Below are 15868 nucleotides of genomic sequence, written 5' to 3'. Positions count from 1 at the left end.
CGGTCCGACATCCTCACGGCGGACATGCGCAAGCGGGATGCCTCTCCCATCGCCGTCGGCGGATCTCGTCGGCGCCGGAGATCTCCACACTAGCCCCGATCAGCGCGGATGGCCCCCCATCGAGCAGGGCGAGCGCCTCGGCGACCGTCCGCGCCGCTCCCGCGAGCACGGTCACCGCCGAACACGGCGGCTCCGTCTCGATCGACGCGGGCAGCTGGGTCTCCAGTTGCGGCCATTTCGGGTCGCGATCGATCCGGTGCAGGCCCAGGCATCGCAGACAGGGGCCGTGAGCTGCGACAACCATCGGACCGACGGTGACGGCGGCTTCGCGTACCGTCACCAACAGGAGGGGGAGAGATCGAATCGCCGGCAGCCGCCCGCCGGAGATCTCGATCCGCAGGGCCGCGCCGCCCGCGCGTACTCGGGGGCCGCCGACGCGATCGGGAAGCAGGGCTTGGGGCTCGATCGCTTCCGCGACGCGGCGTACTCCGGCTTCGCGGAGCCCGTCGGCCACCGTCCCGGCCAGCCGTCCGCCACCGCCGATCACGACCCGCGACCGGGCTCGCCGCCGCAGCACCTCCGCCGGCGTCCGCGGCGGCTGCTCCAGCGCCAGCGCGCCCGCCTCGGGGCTCAGCCGCTCGCGATCCGCGGCCGGCAGACCTGCGGGGAGCAGGGTGTCCGCGGTGATCACCAGACCGCGGTCCATCAGATCGCGCAGCAGGGTACGCGTGGCGTCCTCGCCCATGCCCAGCGACGCGGCCTGGTCCAGGAGCATTCGTTCGGTACGCGAGCCGTCCAGCAGGTCGAGCAGTCGACCGGCCGACGGATGCGCCAATTCGAGGACGATCGCCCGGCGTTGATCCAGCCCGAGCTGCACCCGCCGACGATCCCGCCAGAGCGGGCGTACGCCCGGCAACAGCAGCGGCCGGGACTGTCGGCGATGGCTCATGATCGCGATTCTGGGCGGTACGCGGACGCCCGTCACCGGCCGATCCACAGGTTATGCACAACCCGACGCGGGTTATCCACAGAAATCAGCCGGTTATCCACAGGGCTCAGGCCTCGGCTGTCTGGTCACCGACAGCCGAGGCCCGGAAGTCGGACTTGTCAGGCCTTGCCCAGAATGCGGTTCACCGTGGTCCCGCAGACGGGGCAGGGGCCCTTCGCCATCCTCATTCCGGTCTTCGAGACAGTAACGGTGCCCTGGAAGTCGCGCTTCTCCTTGCACTTCACGCAGTACCCGTTGTACATCTCAGCCACGATGTCCTCCTGTTGCCCTTTCGCCCGCCCATATGCGACAGGCTCGCCCGGAAGTGTGCCTTCCCCACGTCTTCGGATATGTCAGGTACGCCGGGACACGCCGGGCGGGCCCGAGATGATCTTCGGCGCTTTTGTCCAGTACCCGAGTTTTGCGAAGAAAAAAGGCGTGGGACAGGTCTTGCGCACCCCTGCACTCCGCCCGCTACCGTCCAACGCATGAACCGGCTGAACGTCACCGCCGGCGTGAGCTGAACCTGCCATCGAATGGCGGACAGCCGGACGCCCGTCGTCGAGGTGCGGCGCAGTGAGCGCCGACGCCGGACGGTTGCCGCCTACCGCGAGGGTGAGACGGTCGTCGTTCTCATACCCAGCCAGTTCTCCCGGGCCGAGGAAACCGCCTGGGTCGACAAAATGCTGGCCAGGCTGGAAGCCAAGGACAAAAAGGGCGCCCGCTCGGACGATGCGCTGATGGCCCGGGCGAACCAGCTCGTCGCCCGATACTTCGCCGACTACGACGCCAAGGCACTCCCGGTCGGCGTCCGCTGGGTCTCCAATCAGCGCGGCCGCTGGGGCTCCTGCTCACCCGACGACCGGACCATCCGGCTCTCCGATCGACTGCGCGACATGCCTCTCTGGGTCAGCGACTATGTGCTCGTCCATGAACTGGCGCACCTGATCGAGCCCAATCACGGCGCGGCCTTCTGGCGGCTGGTGGCCCGCTATCCGAAGACCGAACGGGCGCGGGGCTTCCTCGAAGGCGTCGCAGCCGTCGCCGGCACCGCCTACATCGAAGACTGACCCCCATCCCAACCGCCGGTTGATCATGGAGTTGGCACCCCCGACACACCGTCGAGGCAGCAGTTAACTCCATGATCAACGGGTAGGGGGCCGGGGGGAGGGGAGGGGGTTAGTCCTTGTCGTCGGGCTTGTCGGTGGTGTCGTCGGGCTTGTCGGTGGAGCCGGACTCGCCTTCCATCATCTTGCGCAGGTCGGACTCGAAGTCGCCGAGATCGGCCAACAACAGCTGGCCTTCGGCGTACGCCTCGGGGTCGGCGAAGTCGTCGTCGGTGGGCAGCAGGTCGGGGTGGCCCCACAGGGCGTCCCGGCCGGCGACTCCCCGGTGCTGGGTCAGGGCGGCCCAGAGCCGGCCGGCCTCCCGCAGCCGGCGCGGCCGCAGCTCCAGCCCGACCAGGGCGGCGAAGGTCTGCTCGGCCGGTCCACCGGCGGCCCGGCGACGGCGGAACGCCTCACCCAGCTTGGCCGCGTTCGGCAGGCGTCCCTCGGCCGCGGTGTCCACGACGTGGCTCACCCAGCCCTCGATGAGCGCCAGGACGGTCTCCAGCCGCCGCAGCGCGGCCTGCTGCGCCGGGCTGTCCTCCGGCGTGAAGATCCCGGCCATCTGGAGTTCCTGCATCGAGCTCGGGTCACTCGGGTCGATGCGGCCCATCGCCTCCTCGATCGCGTCGCGGTCGACGCGGATGCCGCCCGCGTACGCCTCGACGGCGGCGAAGACGTGGCCGCGCAGCCACGGGACGTGGCTGAACAGGCGCTGGTGAGCGGCTTCCCGGAGGGCGGCGTAGAGGCGCACCTCGGACGGGTCGAGCTCCAGCCCCGCCCCGTACGCGTGGACGTTGGCGGGAACGAGCGCACCGGTGCCGGCCGGACCCAACGGGAGACCGATGTCACCGGCGGAGAGCACCTCGGCGGCGAGCGAGGCCAGCGCCTGCCCGAGCTGGCCGCCGAAGACGGCGCTGCCCAAGGCGGTCAGCATGCCCTGCATCATGCCCAGTTGTGCCCGCGCCTCCTCGGGGACGAGGTCGCTCATCGCCCCGACCATGCGGGACGCCACCGGGTCGCAGAGTTTCTTCCACGCGGGGAGGGTGTGGAAGAGCCATTCGTTGCGGTTCCACGCGGCCGTCGTCGTCAGGCCGGTCGGCCACGCCGTCAGCGGTTCCAGCCACAGATCGGCCAGGCGCAACGCCTCGGTGACCGCCGCGCGGTCCGCCGGGGAGACGCCGGGGTCGCCGCCCGCCGAATTGAGCTGGCTGGTCGCCACCTGCCGGGCCAGGTCCCAGTTGACCGGGCCGTCGGTGGCGGCGCTCTGCGCGAGCATGTGCTGCAGACCGGCGAGGAACTGCTGCATCTGCTGCGGATCGTTCGGGTCGGGCTGCCCGCCCGGCAGGCTGAAGCCGAAAGGAGTGTCAGGCACGTACTCCACGGTACGCGAAGTTGAGTCCGACTGACTCAGGGAGGCCCCCGATCCTGGCTGTACGTTCCCTGTGCGTTCGCCGCCCGCCGGACGCCCCGGCGAACCCGGGCAGCTCAGCTGCTTCCGGCGTACAAGCTGAAGCTCGTGCGGAGGTATGGGCACGCGGGCAGGAACCGTAAGGCGCTGATCTAGTGTTGTCGCCATGAGACGTCGCGGGTGGACCGTTGTCGCGGGGGCCGTGCTGGCCGCGCTGCTGGTGTTCCTGATCGGTCAGGCGCCGGTCAAGTACGTGATCCTCGGACCGGGACCGACCTTCAACACCCTCGGCAGCTACGACAAGAAGCAGGTGATTCAGGTCACCGGCACGTCCACCAGCACGAGCACCGGCCAGCTGCGGATGGTGACGGTGAACGTCACCGACGACATCGATCTGCTCTCGGCGATCAAGGCCTGGTTCGACCCGCAGGAGAAGGTCGTCCCGCGCGAGCTGGTCTACCCGCCCGACCAGAGCAACGAGCAGGTCGAGCAGGAGAACAAGGAGGCCTTCCAGGAGTCGCAGTCCAGCGCGGAGACCGCCGCGCTGCGCGAACTCGGCTACCCGGTCCAGGTCACGGTCAAGGAGGTCGCCTCGGACGGCGCGTCGGCCGGCAAGCTCGCCGCGGGCGACGTGGTCCAGACCGTGGACGGCCAGCAGGTCACCTCCACCCAGAAGCTTCAAGAACTGGTACGCGCGAAGCCGGTCGGCACCGAACTGACCGTCGTCCGCAAGCGGGGCGACGCGACCGAGACGGTGAAGATCACCACGAAGGCCGGTGACGACGGCACACCCCGGATCGGCGTCTCGGCCGAGAACAAGCAGCCGCACCCGTTCGACATCACCTACCACCTGGAGAACGTCGGCGGCCCGAGTGCCGGCCTGATGTTCGCCCTGGGCACCATCGACACCCTGAACACCGAGGACCTGACCGGCGGCAAGGTCATCGCCGGCACCGGGACCATCGACGACGAGGGCAACGTCGGCGTGATCGGCGGCATCGCGCAGAAGCTGGTCGGAGCCAAGGACGACGGCGCGACCTTCTTCCTGACCCCCGCCGGCAACTGCGAGGAGGCCCAGGCCAACGCGGTGAAGGGACTGAAGCTGGTCAAGGTCGAGACGTTGGACGGCGCGTTGCAGGCGCTGTCGGACATCCGCGCGGGCAAGGCGACGCCGAGCTGCTGAGAGGCGTGCTGCCGAGAGGCGAGCTGCCGAGAGGCGTGCGTGACGGCCCTTGATGCCTAAGCTGACAGGGTGACTCTGGCTGAGCATCCCCCGCTGGGCCGTCGCGGACGCACCGCCCTCGTGGTGGTCGTCAGCTCGCTGGCCTTCCTGCTCGTCCTCGGCTGGGTCGTCGCACTGTGGACCGACTGGCTGTGGTTCGACGAGGTCGGCTTCCGCGCGGTCCTCACCAAGGAACTCGGCACCCGCGTCGGGCTCTTCGTCGTGGCGACCCTGGCGACCGGCCTCTTCCTGATCGGCAACCTCGCGCTGGCGGTTCGCCTGCGCCCGTTCATGCCGCCCGGCGCGGGCGGTACGCCGGCCGAGGAGACGCTCGACCGGATGCGGTTCGCCCTCGCCGGCCGGCTCGGCCGCTGGCTCGTGCTGCCCGCCGCGATCGTGGCGACCTTGTTCGGGCTCGCCGCCCAGGGGCACTGGCAGACCTGGCTGCTGTTCCGCAACGCGCAGCCATTCGGGCAGACCGATCCGCTGTTCCACCGCGACATCGGGTACTACGTCTTCGAGCTGCCGTTCTGGCAGTTCCTGCTGGGCATCGGGTTCACCCTGATCACCCTGGCGCTGCTGGGCTCGACCGCGATGCACGTCGTCTACGGCGGCGTACGCCTTCGCGGGCGCGGCGACCGGATCACGCCCGGCGCGCGTACGCATCTGACCGCCCTGATCGCGGCGTACGTGGGGTTGAAGGCGATGGCGTACGAGCTGGACAAGAGCGCACTGGTCCTCGACGGGAACTCGACCTACGACTTCAACGGCGCGGGCTACACCGACGTCCACGCGGTCGTGTCGGCCAAGGAGATCCTGTCCTACCTGGCGATCGTCGTCGCGATCGCGATCCTCGTCGTGTCCAACGCGGTGCTCCGCAACCTCGTCTGGCCGGGCGTCGCCCTCGGGCTGCTGCTCATCTCGGCGTTCGCGATCGGCGGCGTCCTGCCGTGGTGGGTGCAGACGTTCAAGGTGAATCAGACCCCGACGCTGGAGCAGCCCTATGTGCAGGACGCGCTGCGGGCGACGCGTGCCGCGTACGGGCTCGGCGACATGTCGGTGGAACGCTACGACTCGGCGAACACCGAGGCGCCGGCGACGTTGCTAGCCGACCAGACGATCGCCAGCAACGTGCGGCTGCTCGACCCGGCGATCGTCGACGAGTCGTTCACCCAGCTTCAGCAGGTCCGACCCTGGTACGACTTCGGCGACAAGCTGGACGTCGACCGCTACACGGTCAAGGGCCAGACCGGCGACTACGTGATCGGGCTGCGCGGGATCGACTACGCGAAGCTCACCGGGCCGCAGGCCAACTGGCAGAACAAGCACATGGTCTACACCCACGGGTACGGCCTGGTCGCCGCGCCGGCCGACCGGGTGGGCTGCGGCGGCGGCCCGTACTTCGTCTCCGGATTCCTCGGCACGTCAGCGGCCGGGTCGAACTGTTCGGCCGCGGTCGACCAGCTCGACATCTCCGAACCCCGGATCTACTACGGCGAAGGGTTCGACGAGTACGCCGTCGTCGGCGGCTCGACCGACGCGCCGATCGAATACGACCGGCCGTCCGACGAAGCGGCGTACTACACCTACGCCGGTTCGGGCGGCGTACGCCTGGACTCGGCCTGGCGGAAGACCCTGTACTCGTTGGCGTACATGGAGACCCGGTTCCTCCTGAACGACCAGGTCACCGACGACTCCAAGATCCTCTATGTGCGGGATCCGCGGGACCGCGTCCAGAAGATCGCGCCGTTCCTGACTCTGGACGGCGACCCCTATCCGGCCGTTGTGGACGGGCGCGTCCTGTGGATCGTCGACGGCTACACGACCTCCGCGCACTACCCGTACGCCCAGCGCGTCAACCTGCGCGACGCCACGAACGACGCGTTGACCGGCACCGGCACGACCGCCCAGGCCGGGCAGGAGATCACCTACCTGCGCAACTCCGTCAAGGCGACGGTCGACGCGTACGACGGCACGGTCACGCTCTACGAATTCGACCCGGACGACCCGGTGCTGAAAGCCTGGAACCAGGCGTTCGGCGGGATCATCACCCCGAACGCCTCGATCCCGACCGCGCTGGCCGCCCACTTCCGGTACCCCGAAGACCTGTTCAAGGTCCAGCGGGATCTGCTCACCCGCTACCACGTGGCCGACGCGACCAGCTTCGCTGCGTCCAGCGACCAGTGGAAGGTGCCGAGCGACCCCGCCCAGCCCGGCAAGACCGCCAAGCAGCCGCCCTACTACCTCTACGCTCAGTTCCCCGGCGACAAGCAACCGCAGTTCCAACTGGTCGCCGCGATGACCCCGGGCGGCAACCGGCACAACCTGGCGGCGCTCGTCTCCGCGTCGTACGCCGGCGGGAAACCCCGGCTCCGGGTGCTGGAACTGCCCAAGGACACCCAGACCGCCGGGCCGAACCAGGCCGCCCAGCTCATGGAGGGGCAGGAAGCGGTGCGTACGGACATCAACATCTGGGGCAAGAACGTCCAGCGCGGCAACCTGCTGTCGCTCCCGTACGCCGACGGCATGCTCTACATCCAGCCGCTCTATGTGAACAACACCACGGACCCGAAGTATCCGCAGCTCCGGAAGATCCTGGCGCTCTACGGCACGAAGATCGGGTACGCCGACACGCTGGAAGAGGCGCTCGCCCAGCTCGCCGGCGCCACACCGTCGTCCCCGTCGACCGTGCAGGCGGCGGTCGCCAAGATCCAGAAGGCGCTCGCGGATCTGAAGGCCGCTCAGCGTACGGGTGACTTCGTGGCTCAGGGGAAGGCCTTGGCCGACCTGGAAGCCGCGGTCCAGGAGTTCTCCGCCGCCACCTCGGCTTCCCCGCCTGCCGGCACGCCGGGCGGCGGGGCGTCGCCGTCGCCTACGGCGACCGCTCCGCCCCCCTCCGGCTAGCCGCCTACCCCCACCCTTCTCGTTGATCATGGAGTTAACTGTGGTCTCGGCGGCGTGTCGGGGGTGCAAACCCCATGATCAACGGGTGCGGGGGTGGACGGCGTCGGCGTGATCCAGATGACGGCGAGTATGGATTTGGCAGCCTGTTCGCCCTGGGGTAATCTTTAGAAGCCGACGCGGGGTGGAGCAGCTCGGTAGCTCGCTGGGCTCATAACCCAGAGGTCGCAGGTTCAAATCCTGTCCCCGCTACTCAGTAGCCAAGGGCGCCTATCCAGTGGATAGGCGCCCTTGACGGTCTTCTGGGAAGGTGTCGGGGCCGGTCCGTAGGATCGACGGGTGCAGGAGCCCCGGGAAGTACTCCGCAAGATCTTCGGCTACGACTCCTTCCGCGGTGAGCAGCAGGAGATCATCGACCACGTCATCGGCGGCGGCGACGCGCTCGTGCTGATGCCGACCGGCGGTGGCAAATCGTTGTGCTACCAGATCCCTGCGCTGGTTCGAGACGGTGTCGCCGTGGTCGTCTCGCCGTTGATCGCGCTGATGCAGGACCAGGTCGACGCGTTGACCGCGCTGGGCGTACGAGCTGGTTTCCTGAATTCGACCCAGGATCTCGAGACGCGCCGCGAGGTCGAGGCGGCGTTCCTCAGCGGTGATCTTGACCTGCTCTATCTCGCGCCCGAGGCGCTGAGCGGCGGTTCCGCGATGAGATTGCTGGAGCGCGGCCGGATCTCGCTCTTCGCCATCGACGAGGCACATTGTGTCTCGCAGTGGGGCCATGACTTCCGGCCCGACTATCTGGCGCTGTCGGTGCTGCACGAGCGCTGGCCGGAGGTGCCGCGGATCGCCCTGACGGCCACCGCGACGACGGCGACCCGGAACGAGATCGCCACCCGGCTGAAGCTGACCGAGGCACGGCGATTCGTGTCCAGCTTCGACCGTCCCAACATCCGCTATCGCATCGTGCCCAAGGTCGACCCGCGCAAACAGCTCCTCGACCTGCTGCGGACCGAACACCCTGGTGACGCGGGCATCGTCTACTGCTTGTCGCGCGCGTCCGTCGACAAGACCGCCGAGTTTCTCCGGGCCAACGGCGTCGAGGCGCTCGCGTACCACGCTGGGCTGGACGCCGCGACGCGTGCCGCGCACCAGGGACGGTTCCTGCGCGAAGACGGCCTGATCATGGTGGCGACGATCGCGTTCGGCATGGGCATCGACAAACCCGACGTACGCTTCGTGGCCCATCTCGACCTGCCGAAATCGGTCGAGGGCTACTACCAGGAGACCGGTCGAGCCGGCCGGGACGGGCTGCCGGCCACCGCCTGGCTGGCGTACGGGCTGCAGGACGTCGTCCAGCAACGGAAGATGATCGACTCGTCCGAGGGCGACAACGCGTACCGGCGAGGGCTCGCCGCGCATCTGGACGCCATGCTCGCCCTCTGCGAGACGACCGAATGCCGCCGGGCGCAGCTGCTGGCGTACTTCGGGGAAGCGAGCGCGAGCTGCGCGAACTGTGACACCTGCCTGGAGCCGCCGCAGTCCTGGGACGGCACGATCCCCGCGCAGAAGCTGCTGTCGACGGTGCTCCGGCTGCAACGCGAACGCAATCAGCGGTTCGGCGCCGGCCAGTCGATCGACATCCTCCTGGGCCGCAAGACCGACAAGGTGGTGCAGCATCGGCACGACGAGCTGTCCGTCTTCGGGATCGGCACCGAACTCCAGGAATCGGAATGGCGTGCGGTGGTTCGCCAACTGCTCGCCCAAGGCCTGCTCGCCGTGGAAGGCGGCTACGGCACCATCTCGCTCACCGACGGCAGCGCCGCGGTGCTCAGCCGGCAACGCGAGGTCCTGCTCCGCAAGGAACCTGAGCGTACGCGTCGAGCCGCGGCCGGATCGGCGAAGAAGGCGGCCGCCTCCGCCGACCTCAGCCCAGCGGCCGTGCCGGTCTTCGAGCGGCTGCGGGCGTGGCGGGCGGCGGCCGCGAAGGAACAGGGCGTCCCGGCGTACGTGATCTTCCACGACGCGACGCTGCGGCAGATCGCCACCGAGGCGCCCGTTTCGCTGGCTGCCCTGGGCACTGTGAGCGGGGTGGGGGAGAACAAGCTCGCCAAGTACGGCGACCAGATCCTGGCGGCGCTCGCGGAGCCGTGACCGGCGCATCGGAGCCTTCACTGCCGAGCGGGAGCGGGGACCGCCGCGTCGGGGCCGTGACCACCGAGTTGGCGGGTGGAGCGATCGGCGGGGTAGGGTGGTGTGGTCGACGCGGGGTGGAGCAACTCGGTAGCTCGCTGGGCTCATAACCCAGAGGTCGCAGGTTCAAATCCTGTCCCCGCTACTGTCGAAGACGCCCGCTCTTTCGAGCGGGCGTTTTCGTTGCCTATCGGCGGGCACCTGGGGCTGCCGACGGCGCGAACAGCCATTCGATGATGAAAGCGACGCCGGAAAGCATGACTGACGCGGATGGTCTCGAGATGGACCGGTGCTTCAGCACGCGCGGCGGCGTCGCATACGTCGGCCTTCGGGACCGCTGGCCGTGGTACACGAAGCGCCGTAGCGCGTCCTGGCCATTCGCCGAGCTGCGGGTCGCCGATGACAAGATCGTGATCTCGTCCATGTTCGGGAAATACGCCGTGACCCGGGACGATGTCGCCTCGATCTCTCGGTTCGGCCGAATTCCGGCGCTCTATGACGGGTTCAAGTTCGTCATCCGCGGTGACTACGAAGCTGTTGTCTTCTGGGCATTGTGGGGGCCGCCCGTCCGAGCCGCGTTCGTGCGTCACGGCTGGGAAATCGTCGGCTGAGGGTGGGGGCCACCTCCCGAAACACCGCCGGCGGTGAGATCCGAGTGCGACGGTCAGAAGGATTGGGCGAGCCGCTTCGACGAAACGCGTCCCGGCCAACGGAAGCCAAAACGCCACGGAGCGGACGTGACCCGGCCCGACCGGACCGGACAGGTACTTGGAAACGCGCCTAGTATGGCCGGGTGATGATCGAGCAGAGCCCGGCAGTCCAGCGTCCGCTATGGATGATTGTGGGACCGGCCCTCGGGACCATGCTGACGGCGTACCTGATCGGCGCACTGATCGGGCCGCTGCGCGAAACACTTGAGCGGGACATGGGCTACAGCACGATGGTGAACCTCATCGTGCTCGCGATTCACTTCCTGGCCCTGGCCGTCGGCTTCGCGCCCGGACTGCTGCTCGGCCGGCGCGCGCCCAACGCCATTGCCGCCCCGGCGATCGGCCTGATGCTGCTCGGCGTACTCGTCCTGGCCTTCGCCGCGAACGCGGTCATGGTGATGGCGGCGTCGCTCTTCATCGGCTTCGGCAGCGGTGCGGTGCTCGGCACCGCGCTCGCGCTCGCCGGTCAGGCGGGCGCGCGGCGTACGGCGATGCTCATCGCCGTAGCCGCGGTCGCCTTTGTCGGTCTGCTGTTCGGGCTGGTCTTCGGCTGGTTCTTGACGACCACGGTCAGCTGGCGGTGGGTGTACTTCATGGCGGTGCCGATGGCGCTGGTCTCGCTCGTCGTCACCGGAGCCGGCGGCATCGTCGCGCTCACCAAGAAGCCCGCCTGACCAAGAAGCCCGCCTGACGAGCGCCGCCGGGGGAAGACAGCGTCTCAGGAGCGGGACGTCCAGAACACCGAGGTCAACCAGGTCCAGGCGAGGACGACCGCGACCACGAAGCCGATCGTGGTCGGCCCGTGCGAGCCGCTGGCGATGCCCGCGAACCCGGCGAGGAATACGACGCCGGTGATCCACGAGAACCACGCGAATCCCCGCCGACCGGCCGCCAGGTACCGCCGTCCGAGGACGACGCACGCCGCGATCAGGCACAGGAAGCCGATCCCGCCGACGACGAAGTGCAGCGTGCCGTGCCAGCTCATGACGTCGGTCGTCGTACCCGCCGGGAAGCCCTGGGCGGGGTCGGCGCGGAAGATCCCCGCTCCGATCAGGCTGACCCCATAGATTCCGATGAGGACGCTGCGGAGGCCGATCGCGCCGAGCACGGTGAGCACGCCCGCGACGAGGAAGTTGGCGATCTGGATCCAGCCGAGGTCGCCGTTGCTGAGCAGGCTCCAGGCGTGCTTCGTGAGGTCGAAGCCGTCGCGGGTGAGGGCCTGCGCCAGCCCGGCGATGACGTAGATCGGGCCGGCGAGCGCGCCGAGCGAAAGAAGTGTCCGAGGGTTCATGCCCGGTTAGACGGCCGCGGCGGGGGAAACTCATCGCATGTTGTTGATCGTCGACGCCGCCAATGTCGTGGGGTCGGTTCCGGACGGCTGGTGGCGTGATCGCGCGGGGGCGGCGCGCCGGCTCCGGGACGCCCTCGCCCCGCTGGCGACCACCGGATTCGCGGGCCACGAAGGCCCGCTCGACATCATGCTCGTGGTCGAGGGCAAGGCCCGCGGCATTTCCCCGATCCCAGGGGTACGCATAGAGAACTCGCCCGGATCAGGCGACGACACGATCGCAGCGCTCGCCGCCGCGGAGCGCGACCGGGACGGCGGTGTCGTGGTGGTGACCGCTGATCGCGGGCTCCGCCAACGCGTGGAAGCCGTCGGCGCGACCGTCGTAGGCCCCCGCTCCCTCCCCTACCCCTAGCCCCACCCCCCGCCCCTTGAGCGTTGATCATGGGGTTTGCACCCCTGACACGCCGGGCGGTCTCAATCGGTCGGTGCAAGCAGCTGCCGTAGGCGCTCGGCTGGGGTGTCCCAGCCGAGCGTCTGGCGTGGTCGGCGGTTCATTTGTGCGGCGACCACGTCGAGGTCCTGCTGGCCGATGGTAGTGAAGTCGAATTTGCCTTTGGGGAAGTAGTCACGTAGGAGGCCGTTGGTGTTTTCGTTGGTGCCGCGCTGCCAGGGCGAATGCGGGTCGCAGAAGTAGACGGTGCAGTTCGGTGCCAGCTGGAAGTCGAGTTGGTTGGCCATCTCGGCGCCTTGGTCCCAGGCGAGGGTCTTGACCGCGGTGATGGGGATGCTGCTGAGCTGCAGCAGTTGAGGCAGTCGGGTGAACAGGCCACGGATCACGGTGAGGACCTCGGGACTGGTGCGGTCGTTGGGCAGGGCACCGAGCAGGACGAACCGGGACGCCCGCTCGACGATGGTCACGATCGCTGAGCGACCGTGGGCACCGATCAGCAGGTCGCCTTCCCAGTGGCCGGGCACGGCCCGATCAGCGGCTTCGGCGGGGCGGGCCGAGATGTGCAGCTCCTCGGTAATCCAGGGCCGGTTACGCAACGCCCGCCGGGCCGCGAGCACCTCCCGCGACTGGCTGCGTCGGGCCTTGCGCTTGACCCGCAATTCGTCATCGGCCAGCCGCCGTAGGTCACCGCGCGACTGCAAATAGATCGCCTGATAGATCGTCTCGTGCGACACCCGTAACTCCTGGTCGGCATGCCGCCGCAGGGAAGCGGCGATCTGCTGCGGCGACAGCCGCTCGACCAACCCTGCCACCACCGCATCGCGCAACGGACCTGGCTGCACCAACTTCGCGGCCTTAGGCCGCCTGCGACGCACGTCCGCCCGCCGCTGCGCCGACTCGGCGCTGTATCCCCACCGATACAACCCACCCCGCACCGGCCCAAGCGGGTTCTTCACCCCATGACGGTAGGAGTTATACCGCGCGATCTCGCGCCACACCGACGAGAACCCGATCCCGACCACCGCGGCGATCTCATCGAACGTCTTACCGTGCCCCCACATGTTCTCGATCGCCTGCCGCAAACCGGCATTCAGCACATGCGCCCTGGCCATTAGCCCTCCTCAACCAGCCCGTACCTGGATCAACGACCATTTGCACGGACTGGTTGAGAAGAAGCCGCCGACACCACGGTTAACTCCATGATCAACGGGTCGGGGGGGTGGGCGGGGGGTGGGCGGGGTGGGGGCGGAGGGGGAGGGGGAGGGGGTTAGAGGAGGAGGGCGGGGAGGACGGCGGCTAGGAGGAAGGGGCCGAGCGGCAGCGTCGAGCGCCATTCGACCCGGCGCAGGGCCAGCAGGGTGAGCGCGGTCAGCGACATCAGCAGGCCGGCGGCCAGGGCCCAGACGGGCACGGTGGACCAGCCGGTCCAGCCGAGGGCGACGCCGATGGGGAAGGCGAGGGCGGCGTCGCCGAGTCCGACTCCGCGCCGCGGTAGGGCCAGCAGGAAGAGCACGCCCGCGAGGACTAACCCGCACAGGACGGCGGGGAGGAGGCGTACGGGGGCGGCTCCGGCGAGCAGGAGCAGGGTGCCGGCCGACATCGTGGCGATGAGGCGGAGCGGCAGGCGGTGGGTGCGTACGTCGGTGATCGACAGCAGCACCGCATGGGTGATCCACCAGAGGGCTGCCAAAAGGGCGGCGACGTGGGAATAGATAGATCTGTCATCCAGCACTGTACGTATGGACATTGATCACCCCTTGTTACATAGGCGTCGATCATCGTACGATCGCCCGCGAGAGCGCAATCGGTTGGTGACGGGGGGTAGGGACCGGCCGATGACGAGGGGGGATGCATGCCATCCGGATTCCGTAAAGGACAGACAGTGGCGACAGGGTCGATTCTGTTGCTGCTGTTGGCATCCGGCTGCGCAGCCCGGACCGTGGAGGTCCCGCCGCCCGCCGATCCGCCGAGCAAGCCGGTGACGCAGGCGAGCCTCTCGCCCACCGATCAGCAGGCCGTCGACCAGGCATGGTCGGCGTACCAGCAGCTCAACGCGATCTATCTGAAGGCGGCGCAGTCGGGGACCTACGAGTGGAACACCGACAAGACGAAGCGGCCGCTCTACCCGTACGCCGCCGGCACGTACATGTCGGCGTTGGAACGCGATCTGGACATCATGCGGGAGCAGGGCTTCCTCCGGAAGGGCTCGCCGCGGGTGACGTTGCGCCGCGTGGTGAGCGTCAGCCCCACCTCGATCGTCGTGGAGGTCTGCGTGGACGACTCGGGAACCGACACCGTCAGCCGCAAGACCGGAAAGTCCGTGGTGAAGTCCGGGCAGAACCAGCGATACCCGGTGACGATGCGGGCCGGGCTCTACCCCGACGCCAAGTGGCGTTGGGTGGAGTCGCGGGCGGATCGGGCGGCGTCATGCTGACGTACGCGAACCGGCCGCGCCGCTGGGCGTACCCGTTGATCTTGGTCGTGCTCGCGGCCGTGACCGTCGTGGCTGGAGCGAGTCCCGCGCAGGCCGATTACATCTACTGCCCGCCGGACAACGGGCCGTGCTACATCGTCGTCACCGGAGGTGGCGGCGGTGGGGGAGGCGGCGGCGGAGGTGGTGGCGGTGGGGGAGGCGGCGGCCGGGACGTCTGCCTCGATCCGCAGCAGGGCGAGATCCCGTGCTACCGCGACAGTCTGGGCTGGTACAACCCGACGGACGGCTGTTACTACGACCGCCTGACCTTGCCGCCTAGCGATCCCGCGTGGGGCGGGCACGACCCGAGCGAGGGGTCGCTCTACCAGAAGTGGTGCTACGACGGGGGATCCGCCGGCTACGTCAATTCGGGCGTCGAGTTCCTCAGCGACCCGCCGCCGGGCTACGGCGGGCTGCCGTCGGTGCTGGAGATAGCCCTGCGCGCGATCAACGCGTTGCCGATCTCCGGCCCGGCCATCGGGCTGGCCCCCCGGCCGGGCGGCACCGGGCTGGTCGGGCTGCCCGTGTGGATGTGGACCCGGATCACCCCGGAGACCTGGGGTACGCAGTCGGCGACCGCCTCGGTGCCGGGCCTGTCGGTGACCGCGACCGCCAAGTCGGAGCGGATCAGCTGGGACATGGGCGACGGGTCCACAAAGGTCTGCCCGAACCAGGGCACCCCCTACACCGCGGCGTCCGGCGGGGGCTCCTCGCCGACCTGCGGCTACCGGTACACCGAACCGTCCCGCGACAAGCACATCCCCGGCCATCCCGGCCAGTACCGCGTGGAAGGCACCACGACCTGGCACGTGACCTGGGTCGCCACCACCGGCGAGACCGGTGAGCTGGATGTGACCCGGTCCTCGACGACGTACATCCGGATCGACGAATTGCAGGTGGTCACCCGATGAGTACCGTTGCGACCGGTAAGCCGCCCGCGCCGCCGCTGGCCGTGCCCCGGCTGGCCCCCCGCCGCCGATCCTTCCTCCAGGGCGCGCTCGCCCTGCTCCTGATCATCGCGGGCGCGCTGACCGCCGGGTACGTCGTGCAGCGCATCGGCGCCACCCATGACTACCTGGCAGTGGCCCGTCCGGTCGGGGCGGGCGCCGAGATCGCCGCCGCCGACCT

The 15868-nt window shown here is 69.0% G+C and carries 15 protein-coding genes, 2 tRNA genes and 1 pseudogene; 12 read left to right on the top strand and 6 right to left on the bottom strand.

The features are described 5' to 3' along the window. Nucleotides 1-13 precede the first annotated feature (13 nt). Both AB0M47_RS28060 and AB0M47_RS28055 read right to left on the bottom strand, forming a co-directional pair. Complete coding sequence (locus AB0M47_RS28060) at nucleotides 14-949, bottom strand: hypothetical protein (RefSeq protein WP_363419289.1); 936 nt, start codon at nucleotides 947-949, stop codon at nucleotides 14-16. Nucleotides 950-1107: 158 nt separating this feature from the next. Beyond that, entirely contained in the window at nucleotides 1108-1251 is a 144-nt protein-coding gene (locus AB0M47_RS28055; protein ID WP_253763686.1) for a DUF5679 domain-containing protein, read from the bottom strand. A gap of 273 nt (nucleotides 1252-1524) precedes the next feature. On the opposite strand from AB0M47_RS28055, the gene AB0M47_RS28050 reads away from it, so the two are divergent. Further along, the gene (locus tag AB0M47_RS28050; protein WP_363419287.1) at nucleotides 1525-2058 is read left to right on the top strand and encodes a M48 family metallopeptidase; all 534 of its coding nucleotides are present in this window, start codon (nucleotides 1525-1527) and stop codon (nucleotides 2056-2058) included. A 109-nt stretch (nucleotides 2059-2167) separates the two neighbouring features. Here the strand turns inward: AB0M47_RS28050 and AB0M47_RS28045 are convergent, their stop codons facing one another. Further along, complete coding sequence (locus AB0M47_RS28045; protein WP_363419285.1) at nucleotides 2168-3469, bottom strand: zinc-dependent metalloprotease; 1302 nt, start codon at nucleotides 3467-3469, stop codon at nucleotides 2168-2170. Nucleotides 3470-3671: 202 nt separating this feature from the next. Here AB0M47_RS28045 and AB0M47_RS28040 point away from each other — a divergent pair, with 202 nt between their 5' ends. The 7 genes from AB0M47_RS28040 (at nucleotide 3672) to AB0M47_RS28010 (ending at nucleotide 11202) form a co-directional block, all read left to right on the top strand. Then, nucleotides 3672-4688, top strand: coding sequence for a PDZ domain-containing protein (locus AB0M47_RS28040; RefSeq protein WP_363419283.1), 1017 nt, complete (start codon nucleotides 3672-3674; stop codon nucleotides 4686-4688). Between the two features lie 69 nt (nucleotides 4689-4757). Beyond that, nucleotides 4758-7631: a UPF0182 family protein gene (locus AB0M47_RS28035; RefSeq protein WP_363419282.1), complete on the top strand. Its 2874-nt coding sequence runs from the start codon at nucleotides 4758-4760 to the stop codon at nucleotides 7629-7631. A 175-nt stretch (nucleotides 7632-7806) separates the two neighbouring features. Beyond that, nucleotides 7807-7880 (top strand) — tRNA-Met (locus tag AB0M47_RS28030). 87 nt (nucleotides 7881-7967) lie between these two features. Beyond that, entirely contained in the window at nucleotides 7968-9779 is a 1812-nt protein-coding gene (gene recQ, locus AB0M47_RS28025) for a DNA helicase RecQ (RefSeq protein ID WP_363419280.1), read from the top strand. A 110-nt stretch (nucleotides 9780-9889) separates the two neighbouring features. Continuing rightward, nucleotides 9890-9963, top strand: a tRNA-Met gene (locus tag AB0M47_RS28020). 88 nt (nucleotides 9964-10051) lie between these two features. Continuing rightward, on the top strand, nucleotides 10052-10429 hold the full coding sequence (locus tag AB0M47_RS28015) for a hypothetical protein (protein ID WP_363419278.1): 378 nt from the start codon (nucleotides 10052-10054) through the stop codon (nucleotides 10427-10429). 182 nt (nucleotides 10430-10611) lie between these two features. Further along, the gene (locus AB0M47_RS28010; RefSeq protein WP_363419276.1) at nucleotides 10612-11202 is read left to right on the top strand and encodes a hypothetical protein; all 591 of its coding nucleotides are present in this window, start codon (nucleotides 10612-10614) and stop codon (nucleotides 11200-11202) included. Between the two features lie 44 nt (nucleotides 11203-11246). On the opposite strand, the gene AB0M47_RS28005 is transcribed toward AB0M47_RS28010, so the two are convergent. After that, nucleotides 11247-11819, bottom strand: coding sequence for a DUF998 domain-containing protein (locus AB0M47_RS28005; RefSeq protein WP_363419274.1), 573 nt, complete (start codon nucleotides 11817-11819; stop codon nucleotides 11247-11249). 37 nt (nucleotides 11820-11856) lie between these two features. Between AB0M47_RS28005 and AB0M47_RS28000 the strand changes: the two genes are divergently transcribed. Further along, nucleotides 11857-12228: a hypothetical protein gene (locus AB0M47_RS28000; RefSeq protein WP_363419272.1), complete on the top strand. Its 372-nt coding sequence runs from the start codon at nucleotides 11857-11859 to the stop codon at nucleotides 12226-12228. Nucleotides 12229-12290: 62 nt separating this feature from the next. Here the strand turns inward: AB0M47_RS28000 and AB0M47_RS27995 are convergent, their stop codons facing one another. Further along, nucleotides 12291-13379, bottom strand: a complete 1089-nt coding sequence (locus AB0M47_RS27995; RefSeq protein ID WP_363419271.1) for an IS30 family transposase — start codon at nucleotides 13377-13379, stop codon at nucleotides 12291-12293. Between the two features lie 155 nt (nucleotides 13380-13534). Next, nucleotides 13535-14014: a prepilin peptidase gene (locus tag AB0M47_RS27990; protein WP_363419269.1), complete on the bottom strand. Its 480-nt coding sequence runs from the start codon at nucleotides 14012-14014 to the stop codon at nucleotides 13535-13537. A 135-nt stretch (nucleotides 14015-14149) separates the two neighbouring features. Here AB0M47_RS27990 and AB0M47_RS27985 point away from each other — a divergent pair, with 135 nt between their 5' ends. The 3 genes and pseudogenes from AB0M47_RS27985 to AB0M47_RS27975 all read left to right on the top strand — a co-directional run. Continuing rightward, nucleotides 14150-14701 (top strand): hypothetical protein, encoded by a 552-nt coding sequence (locus AB0M47_RS27985; RefSeq protein ID WP_363419268.1) that lies wholly within the window; start codon nucleotides 14150-14152, stop codon nucleotides 14699-14701. Continuing rightward, nucleotides 14695-15651: a hypothetical protein gene (locus AB0M47_RS27980; protein WP_363419266.1), complete on the top strand. Its 957-nt coding sequence runs from the start codon at nucleotides 14695-14697 to the stop codon at nucleotides 15649-15651. Before AB0M47_RS27985 ends, AB0M47_RS27980 begins: the two co-directional genes overlap by 7 nt. Continuing rightward, a pseudogene (locus AB0M47_RS27975) lies at nucleotides 15648-15868 on the top strand (flagellar biosynthesis protein FlgA); the annotation flags it as partial. The gene AB0M47_RS27980 and the pseudogene AB0M47_RS27975, both read left to right, overlap by 4 nt.

Origin of the sequence: Hamadaea sp. NPDC051192, from assembly GCF_040682475.1 — a bacterium.
GTDB lineage: Bacteria > Actinomycetota > Actinomycetes > Mycobacteriales > Micromonosporaceae > Hamadaea > Hamadaea flava.
Note: the sequence above shows the minus strand (reverse complement) of the source record. Positions and strands in the feature narration are given on the sequence as shown.